Below are 8,572 nucleotides of genomic sequence, written 5' to 3'. Positions count from 1 at the left end.
CTCTCAGAGGCCCAGTTGCCGCGCGATCAGCATCTTCTGGACCTCGCTGGTGCCCTCGCCGATCTCCAGGATCTTGGCGTCGCGGTAGAAGCGGCCCACCGGGTACTCGTTCATGAAGCCGTAGCCGCCGAAGATCTGCGTGGCGTCACGGGCATTGTCCATCGCCGCGTTGGACGAGACGAGCTTCGCGATGGCCGCCTCCTTCTTGAACGGCTGCCCCTTGAGCATCTTCGCCGCGGCCGCGTAGTAGGCCAGGCGCGCGGTGTGGGCGCGCGCCTCCATGTCGGCGATCTTGAACTGGATCGCCTGGTAGGAGCCGATCGTGTGCCCGAACGCCTCCCGCTCGTGGGCGTAGCGCACCGACTCGTCGACGCAGCCCTGCGCGAGCCCGACGCTCAGGGCCGCGATCGCGACGCGCCCCTCGTCGAGTATCGAGAGGAACTGGGCGTAGCCGCGGCCGCGCTCACCGACGAGGTTCGCCGTGGGCACGCGCACGTCGTCGAAGAAGAGCTCACGGGTGTCGGACGCGCACCAGCCGACCTTCGAGTACGGCTTCGCGACGCGGAACCCCGCCGTCCCGGACGGGATCATGATCGCCGAGATCTCCTTCTTGCCGCCCGCACCCTCGCCGGTGATGGCGGTGACCGTGACGACCGAGGTGATGTCGGTGCCGGAGTTCGTGATGAAGGCCTTGGAGCCGTTGACCACCCACTCGTCGCCGTCCAGGCGGGCGGTGGTGCGGGTGGCGCCGGCGTCGGAGCCACCACCGGGCTCGGTGAGCCCGAACGCGCCGAGCCGCTCACCGGCCGCGAGCGCCGGAAGCCACTCCTGCTTCTGCGCCGGCGTACCGAAGCGGTAGATCGGCATCGCGCCCAGCGAGACGCCCGCCTCGAGGGTGATCGCCACCGACGAGTCGACGCGCGCGAGCTCCTCCAGCGCGAGACAGAGGGCGAAGTAGTCGCCGCCCATGCCGCCGTACTCCTCGGAGACGGGCAGGCCGAACAGGCCCATCGCGCCCATCTTGGCGACGATCTCGTACGGGAACTCCTCGCGCTCGTAGAGCTCGCCGATGACGGGGGCGACCTCCTTGCGGGCGAAGTCCTCGACGGTCGCGCGCAGCGACTCGTACTCCTCACTCAGGTTCAGATCCATCATCAGCTCCTTCGACGATCAGCAGCACGGCATCCCGCGCGACGGTGGCACCCGTACGGGCGCGGAGCTGACGCACCACCCCGTCGACGGGTGCGGTGAGCACGTGTTCCATCTTCATGGCCTCGACCACCACGAGCCGGTCACCGGCGGCCACCTGCTGGCCCTCGGCGACCTCGACGACGGTGACGGTGCCGGGCATGGGCGAGAGCACGGGTCCGCCGGCCCCGGTGTCGGTGGCCGCGGCGGCGTCGAGGGGGGCCTGCTCGCGGACGCCCCAGGCGTGGCCGTCCCGGCCGAGCCAGAGGATGTCGCCGTCCAGAGCGCAGGCGTAGGAGCGGGTGAGGCCTCCGAAGGTCACCTCCAACCCGTGGGGTCGGCGTCGTCCCCTCACCTCCACCGGGGTCGCGTCGCCCACCTGGACCTCGGCCGCCGCAGCCCGGCCGCGGATCCGCACCGCGACGGGCTCGTGGCCGGGCACGACCATCCGCCACGTCGTCCAGGCAGGCTCGCCGACACGCCAGCCGCCGGGCACGTCGAACGGGTCGACCACGGGGCCGGTGGGCTCCAGCTCGAGCAGCGCGTGCACGGCGGCCGCGGCGAGGACGTCGCCGGGCAGGGAGTCGGCGGTCCATTCGTCGACACGGCGGCCGACGAGGCCCGTGTCCAGGCGGGCGGCGCGCACGTCGTCGTCGTCGAGCAGGGCGCGCAGGAAGCCGATGTTGGTGCCCAGGCCCAGCAGGACGGTGGCGCGCAGGGCGGCGTCGAGCCTGCGGATCGCCTCGGCGCGGTCGGCGCCGTGGGCGACGACCTTGGCGAGCATGGGGTCGTAGTCGGAGCCGACCGTGCCCCCCTCGGCAATGCCGGAGTCGACGCGCACGCCCGGCCCCGACGGCTCGCGCAGCGCGAGGATGCGCCCACCGGTCGGGAGGAAGCCCGCGGCCGGGTCCTCGGCGTAGACGCGCACCTCGACGGCGTGCCCGTCGAGCCGGACGTCGTCCTGCGTGATGGGCAGCGGCTCGCCCGCGGCCACGCGCAGTTGCAGCTCGACGAGGTCGAGGCCGGTCACCAGCTCGGTGACGGGGTGTTCCACCTGCAGGCGGGTGTTCATCTCCATGAAGAAGAACTCGTCCGGGGCGCCGGCGCCGACGATGAACTCGACCGTTCCGGCGCCGGTGTAGCCGACCGCACGGGCGGCCTCGACCGCGGCGGCGCCCATCGCCGCCCGCTGCTCGGGGGTGAGGAGCGCCGAGGGGGCCTCCTCCACGATCTTCTGGTGCCGCCGCTGCAGCGAGCACTCGCGCTCACCGAGGTGGATCACGGTGCCGTGCTGGTCGGCCATCACCTGGATCTCGATGTGCCGGGGCGTGGTGACCAGCCGCTCGACGAGCAGCGTGTCGTCGCCGAACGAGCTGCGCGCCTCCCGGCGGGCCGTCGCGATGGCCGCGGCGAGGTCCTCGGGGCGGTGGACCTCGTGCATGCCCTTGCCCCCACCGCCTGCGCTCGGCTTGAGCAGCACCGGGTAGCCGACCTGCTCGACGGCCAGTGCGAGCGCGGCGTCGTCGAGGCCCGAGCCGTCGGAGCCGGGGACGACGGGCACGCCCGCCTTGGCGACGGTCTGCTTGGCGCGGATCTTGTCGCCCATCGCCTCGATCGCCGACGCGGGCGGCCCGACGAACGCGATCCCGGCGGCCTCGCAGGCGGCGGCGAACGCGGTGTTCTCGCTCAGGAAGCCGTAGCCCGGGTGGATGGCCTGCGCGCCGGTGGCCTTCGCGGCCTCGATCACAGCCGGGATGGACAGGTAGCTCTCGGCGGCGGCCGCGGGCCCGATCCGCACGGCCACGTCGGCGAGCGAGACGTGCGGCGCCTCGGAGTCGGCGTCCGAGTACACAGCCACGGACCGGACGCCGAGCAGCCGCAGCGTGCGGATCACCCGGCAGGCGATCTCGCCCCGGTTGGCGACGAGCACGGTGTCAAACACGGGGGCCTCCGGTCGAGGGGTGGAGATGAGCGGGCCGCCCCGAGCGGTGACCAAGGCGGGGACGCCGTCCATGGTGATCGACTGACGACATCAGCGCCTTGATCACTGGGGTGGGGGCAGGGGCGGGCGGCGCGGAGGGCACGGCGCTCACATCCGGAAGACGCCGAAGGCGGGGTCCGCCAGGGGCGCGTTCGCCGCCGCCGTCAGCGCCAGGCCCAGGACGGTCCTCGTGTCCTTCGGGTCGATCACGCCGTCGTCCCAGATCCGCGCGGTGGAGTAGTAGGGGTGGCCCTGCGTCTCGTACTGCGCGCGGATGCGGCCCTTGAACTCCTCGGACGGCTCCGGGTCCTCGGGGCTGCGCACCGCGTCGAGCACCATCGCGGCCTGCTCGCCGCCCATCACCGAGATGCGGGCGTTGGGCCACATGAAAAGGAACCGCGGCGAGTACGCCCGCCCGCACATCGAGTAGTTGCCGGCGCCGAACGAGCCGCCGATCACCACCGTGAACTTCGGAACCCGCGTGGACGCCACGGCGGTGACCATCTTCGCGCCGTTCTTCGCGATGCCGCCCGCCTCGTACTCGCGCCCGACCATGAACCCGGAGATGTTCTGCAGGAACACCAGCGGGATGCCGCGCTGGTCGCACAGCTCGATGAAGTGCGCGCCCTTGAGGGCCGACTCGGAGAACAGGATCCCGTTGTTCGCCACGATCCCCACCGGGTGCCCGTGCAGCCGCGCGAAGCCGGTGACCAGCGTGGTGCCGTACTCGGACTTGAACTCGTGGAACCGCGAGCCGTCGACGATCCGCGTGATGACCTCCCGCACGTCGTAGGGGGTGCGGGAGTCCGTCGGCACCACGGCGTAGAGCTCGTCCGGATCGGCGACGGGCTCCTCGGTCGGGAGCACGTCCCACGGGCGCGGCGCACGCGGGCCGAGCGTGCCGACGATGGAGCGGACGATCGCCAGCGCGTGGGCGTCGTCGTTCGCGAGGTGGTCGGTGACGCCGGAGATCTTCGAGTGCAGGTCGCCACCGCCCAGCTCCTCCGCGGTGACGACCTCACCGGTCGCGGCCTTCACCAGCGGCGGGCCGCCGAGGAAGATCGTGCCCTGGTTGCGGACGATCACGGCCTCGTCGCTCATCGCGGGTACGTACGCGCCGCCGGCGGTGCACGACCCGAGCACCGCGGCGATCTGTGGGATGCCCTTTCCGGACATCTGGGCCTGGTTGTAGAAGATCCGGCCGAAGTGCTCGCGGTCGGGGAAGACGTCGTCCTGCTCGGGCAGGTAAGCACCGCCGGAGTCGACCAGGTAGATGCAGGGCAGCCGGTTGTGCAGGGCCACCTCCTGCGCCCGCAGGTGCTTCTTCACCGTCATCGGGTAGTACGTGCCGCCCTTGACGGTCGCGTCGTTCGCGACGATGACGCACTCGCGCCCGGCCACCCGCCCGACCCCCGTGATGACGCCCGCACCCGGCGCGTCACCGCCGTAGAGGCCGTGCGCGGCCAGCGGGGAGAGCTCCAGGAACGGGGACGACGGGTCGACCAGCTGGTCGACCCGGTCGCGCGGCAGCAGCTTGCCGCGCTCGACGTGGCGGGCCCGCGAGCGCTCCGGGCCACCGAGACGGGCCGTGGCGAGCTTGTCGCGCAGGTCGGCCACCAGCGCCTCGTGGGCGGCCTCCGGGCCGGCCTGCGCCGTGCTCGACGTGGTGACGGTCATGGGAGCGATGTTAACGTTCATTAACGTCGGGCGCCAGACCTCCGTCCGCGCCACGCGCTACGTTGGGCGCGTGCGCGTGCTGCTGGTGGAGGACGAGGTGCCCCTGGCGGACATGGTGCGGCGCGGCCTCGTGGCCGACGGCCACACCGTCCAGGTGGTGCACGACGGCAACGCGGGCCTGGCCGCGGCCAGCACCGGCGACCACGACGTCGTGGTGCTCGACATCATGCTGCCGGGCCTGTCGGGCTACCGGGTCCTGCAGCACCTGCGCGCCGCCCAGGTCTGGACGCCGGTGCTGATGCTCACGGCCAAGGACGGCGAGTACGACGAGGCCGACGCATTCGACCTCGGCGCCGACGACTACCTGATCAAGCCGTTCTCGTTCGTGGTGCTGCTCGCGCGGCTGCGCGCCCTGCTGCGCCGATCCGGGGAAGCCCGTCCCACCGTGCTCAAGGTCGGCACCCTCGAGCTCGACCCAGCGCGCCACCGCGTCTTCCGCGACGGCACCGAGATCACGCTGACGCCGCGGGAGTTCGGCGTGCTGGAGCACCTCATGAGCCGCGCGGGCGAGGTCGTCACGAAGACCGACATCCTGCGCGCCGTCTGGGACGCCCACTACGAGGGCGAGGTCAACGTCGTGGAGGTCTACGTCGGCTACCTCCGGCGCAAGATCGACACCCCGTTCGGCACGCGCAGCATCGAGACGCTGCGCGGCGTCGGCTACCGGATGTCCGAGCCGGGCTGACCCCCACCGCGGGCGGCCCCCACGGGGTTCGGCCGCGGCGCCGGGCTGGGCTGCCGGCCGGGCGCGGACGCACTCACGGCCGGCATGCCCCACGGCGCCGTCGGAGGGTCCTGCCGGGCGTCGCTGTCGCGCACCGGCGGCGTGAGCCCCGGCCGCGGCAGCGCGAGCTGTCGCGGCACCGATTCGATCTCCGGGATCGGGCCGGACATGAGACCCCCGTCGGCGTCCACGGGCGCCCCTGCCGCGTGCTCGGGGACGGGCGCGGCCGGCAACCGGACGCGGAACAGCGCGCCGCCACCCGGGGCGTCGTCGATCTCCACCGAGCCGGAGTGAGCGGCCAGCACCTCCGACACGATGGCCAGCCCGAGCCCGGACCCGCCGTCGGAGCGGGCACGGGCGTCGTCGAGACGGACGAACCGCTCGAACACGCGGCTGCGGTCGGCGAGCGGCACGCCGGGCCCGTCGTCGGACACCTCGACGACGGCATCGCCGCCCTCGCGGCGGACGGTGACGAGCACGCGCGTGGACGCGTGGCGGCGCGCGTTGTCGACGAGGTTGCGCACCACGCGGGCGAGCTGGCCGCGGTCGCCGATCACGCGCACCGGCTCGGCGTGCACCTCGGCGGGCACTCCGCTGTCGCCGGGACGGACGCGCTCGGCGTCGGCGATGTCGTCGAGGTCGACCTCCTCGCGGCGCGGCTGCAGGCCCCGCTCGTCCGCCCGCGCGAGCAGCAGCAGGGCGTCGACGAGGCGGTTGAGCCGCTCGGTCTCGCCGCGCAGCGCCGTGATGGTGGCCGCGTCGGTCTCGGGGCTCGACTCGCCGTTCTGCATCAGCTCGAGGCCCGCGGCGATGGTGGCGAGCGGGCTGCGCAGCTCATGGCTCGCGTCGGCCACGAACCGCCGCTGTACGCCCTGGCCGTCCTCCAGCCTGGCGAGCATCTCGTTCATCGTCTCGGCGAGCCTGCCCACCTCGTCGCGCGCCAGCGGCACGGGAACACGCTTGCCCAGATCCTTCTCGGTGAGCCGGGCGACCTGCCTACGGATGGCCTCGACCGGGCGCAGCGCGCGGCCCGCGAACTCGTAGGTGGCGATGCCGGTGACGAGGATGAGGATCGGCACGCCGATGAGCAGGTAGAACAGCAGCGTGTCGGTGGCCGCCTGCACGGACGTCAGCGGCTGGGCGACGTAGACGTAGACCGGCAGGCCGAGGGTCTCGCTGCCCTGCGCCACCAGCAACGTGCTCACGCTGGTGCCGTTGGGGCGCTTGATCACGAAGTTGTCCTGCACGATCACCTGCCGGTCGGCCGGGCGCAGGTTCGCGATCGGGACGTGCTCGGAGGTGTTGTTGGCCCCCTCGACAGTCACGACGGGGTCGCCCGGGTCCTGCGTGTAGTCGACCAGCACCTGGACGATGTCCTCGCCGGACCGCGCGAGGGTGTCGACAGCGAAGAACGCGTTCTTGTTGGGCTGCCCGTTGTCGTTGGCGTGCACGCGCTCGGCCAGCTGATCGGCCTCCTGCTGCGCGGAGGTCCGGACCGCGCTGTGCAGCGACTGGCTCACCAGGAACACCAGGGCGAAGCCGCCGATGGCGAGCGCCACCGCCACGACGGCGGCCGCGGACAGCGCCGATGCCGCGCGCACGCCGATGCGTGTGCGCAGCCACCGGGGTGTCATCGCCACGTCACGAGGGTATCCGCCGAGGCCTGTGACCGGGCTGAGCGTGCGATCACGTCGCCCAGGCGCTGTCTAAGCTGGGCGGATGGCGGCCACGGCGGGCGCCGGCACCGGCCGGCGGCAGCAGATCCTCGCCGTCGCGGCGCAGCTGTTCGCCCGCCACGGCTTCCACGGCGTGAGCATCGCCGAGCTCGGCGCGGCCGTCGGCGTCAGCGGGCCCGCTCTCTACCGGCACTTCCCCGGCAAGGAGGCGCTGCTGGCCGAGATGCTCGTCGGGATCAGCGAGCACCTGCTGGCCGGCGGGCAGGAGCGCGCCGCGGCCTCCGACGACCCGCACGAGGTGCTCGTCGCGCTCGTGGACTTCCAGGCCGACTTCGCCCGCCGCGAGCCGGAGCTGATCGTGGTGCAGGACCGCGACCTGGCCAACCTCCCGCCCACCGCACGCCGCCAGGTGCGGCAGCTGCAGCGCACCTACGTCGAGATCTGGGTCGACACGCTGCGCCGCGCCCACCCGGGGCTGCCGGCCGAGTCGGCGCGCGTGGCCGCGCACGGTGCGTTCGGGCTGCTCAACTCCACGCCGCACACCGGCGGCGGCGCCGAGGCCGCGGCGCTGCTGCGGCGCATGGCGCTGGCCGCGCTCACCGGCCTGTCGGGCTGAGCTCGGGAACCCGCTCGACGGCCGCGGCGCCCCGGGCCGAGCGCAGGAGCCGCAGCCCGTTGAGGCAGACGAGCACGGTGGACAGCTCGTGGCCGGCCACGCCGAGCGCGAGCGGCAGGGTGCCGAGCAGGTCCCACCCGACGAGCCCGACGATCACCGCACAGGCGAACGCGAGGTTGGCGCGGGAGATCCGCCGGGCGCGCCGGGCCAGCTCGAGCAGCGGGGCGAGCCCCGTCATCGGGTCGCGCAGCAGCACACCGTCGGCGGCCTGGACGCTGAGCGCGCTGCCGCCCTCCCCGATCGCCAGGCCCGCGTCGGCGCCGGCCAGCAGCGGCGCGTCGTTGATGCCGTCGCCGACGGCGAGAACCCGCCGCCCCTCGGCCTGCCACCCCGCGACGGCCGCGGTCTTGCCGGCGGGGAGCAGCCCGGCCCGGACGTCGGCGATGCCCAGCGCGGTGCCCACCGCCGCGGCGGGCGCGGCAGCGTCGCCGGTGACCAGGACGGGCGTGGACCCGGTGACGCGCTCCACCGCGGCCACCGCGGCCCTGGCCTCGGGCCGGACCTCGTCGGCGAGGGCCAGCACGCCCACCGCCTCGCCGTCGAGCAGCACGACGACGGCGGTGCGGCCGGCGGCCTCGTGCGCGGCCGCG

At 73.5% G+C, this 8,572-nt stretch carries 7 protein-coding genes; 2 read left to right on the top strand and 5 right to left on the bottom strand.

The genetic code is table 11. The annotated features are described in order from the left end of the window. Positions 1-3: 3 nt before the first annotated feature. From JWR81_RS01405 to JWR81_RS01395, 3 genes are all read right to left on the bottom strand, one after another. Positions 4-1,155, bottom strand: coding sequence for an acyl-CoA dehydrogenase family protein (locus tag JWR81_RS01405; protein ID WP_297645702.1), 1,152 nt, complete (start codon positions 1,153-1,155; stop codon positions 4-6). Then, a complete protein-coding gene (locus JWR81_RS01400) occupies positions 1,133-3,130 on the bottom strand; it encodes an acetyl-CoA carboxylase biotin carboxylase subunit (protein ID WP_297645701.1) in 1,998 nt (665 codons plus the stop codon). Before JWR81_RS01400 ends, JWR81_RS01405 begins: the two co-directional genes overlap by 23 nt. A 147-nt stretch (positions 3,131-3,277) precedes the next feature. After that, on the bottom strand, positions 3,278-4,846 hold the full coding sequence (locus JWR81_RS01395; protein ID WP_297645699.1) for a carboxyl transferase domain-containing protein: 1,569 nt from the start codon (positions 4,844-4,846) through the stop codon (positions 3,278-3,280). Between the two features lie 70 nt (positions 4,847-4,916). Between JWR81_RS01395 and JWR81_RS01390 the strand changes: the two genes are divergently transcribed. Next, positions 4,917-5,591, top strand: coding sequence for a response regulator transcription factor (locus tag JWR81_RS01390; protein ID WP_297645706.1), 675 nt, complete (start codon positions 4,917-4,919; stop codon positions 5,589-5,591). On the opposite strand, the gene JWR81_RS01385 is transcribed toward JWR81_RS01390, so the two are convergent. Further along, entirely contained in the window at positions 5,567-7,264 is a 1,698-nt protein-coding gene (locus JWR81_RS01385) for an ATP-binding protein (RefSeq protein ID WP_297645704.1), read from the bottom strand. The two genes, JWR81_RS01390 and JWR81_RS01385, sit on opposite strands and share 25 nt — an antisense overlap. A gap of 85 nt (positions 7,265-7,349) precedes the next feature. Between JWR81_RS01385 and JWR81_RS01380 the strand changes: the two genes are divergently transcribed. Next, positions 7,350-7,922 (top strand): TetR/AcrR family transcriptional regulator, encoded by a 573-nt coding sequence (locus JWR81_RS01380; RefSeq protein ID WP_297645697.1) that lies wholly within the window; start codon positions 7,350-7,352, stop codon positions 7,920-7,922. Here JWR81_RS01380 and JWR81_RS01375 read toward each other — a convergent pair. Continuing rightward, positions 7,903-8,572: HAD-IC family P-type ATPase (locus JWR81_RS01375; RefSeq protein WP_297645696.1), on the bottom strand; the 670-nt coding region annotated here is incomplete at its 5' end. The genes JWR81_RS01380 and JWR81_RS01375 overlap by 20 nt on opposite strands.

This window comes from Pseudonocardia sp., from assembly GCF_025965585.1.
Lineage (GTDB): Bacteria > Actinomycetota > Actinomycetes > Mycobacteriales > Pseudonocardiaceae > Pseudonocardia.
Note: the sequence above shows the minus strand (reverse complement) of the source record. Positions and strands in the feature narration are given on the sequence as shown.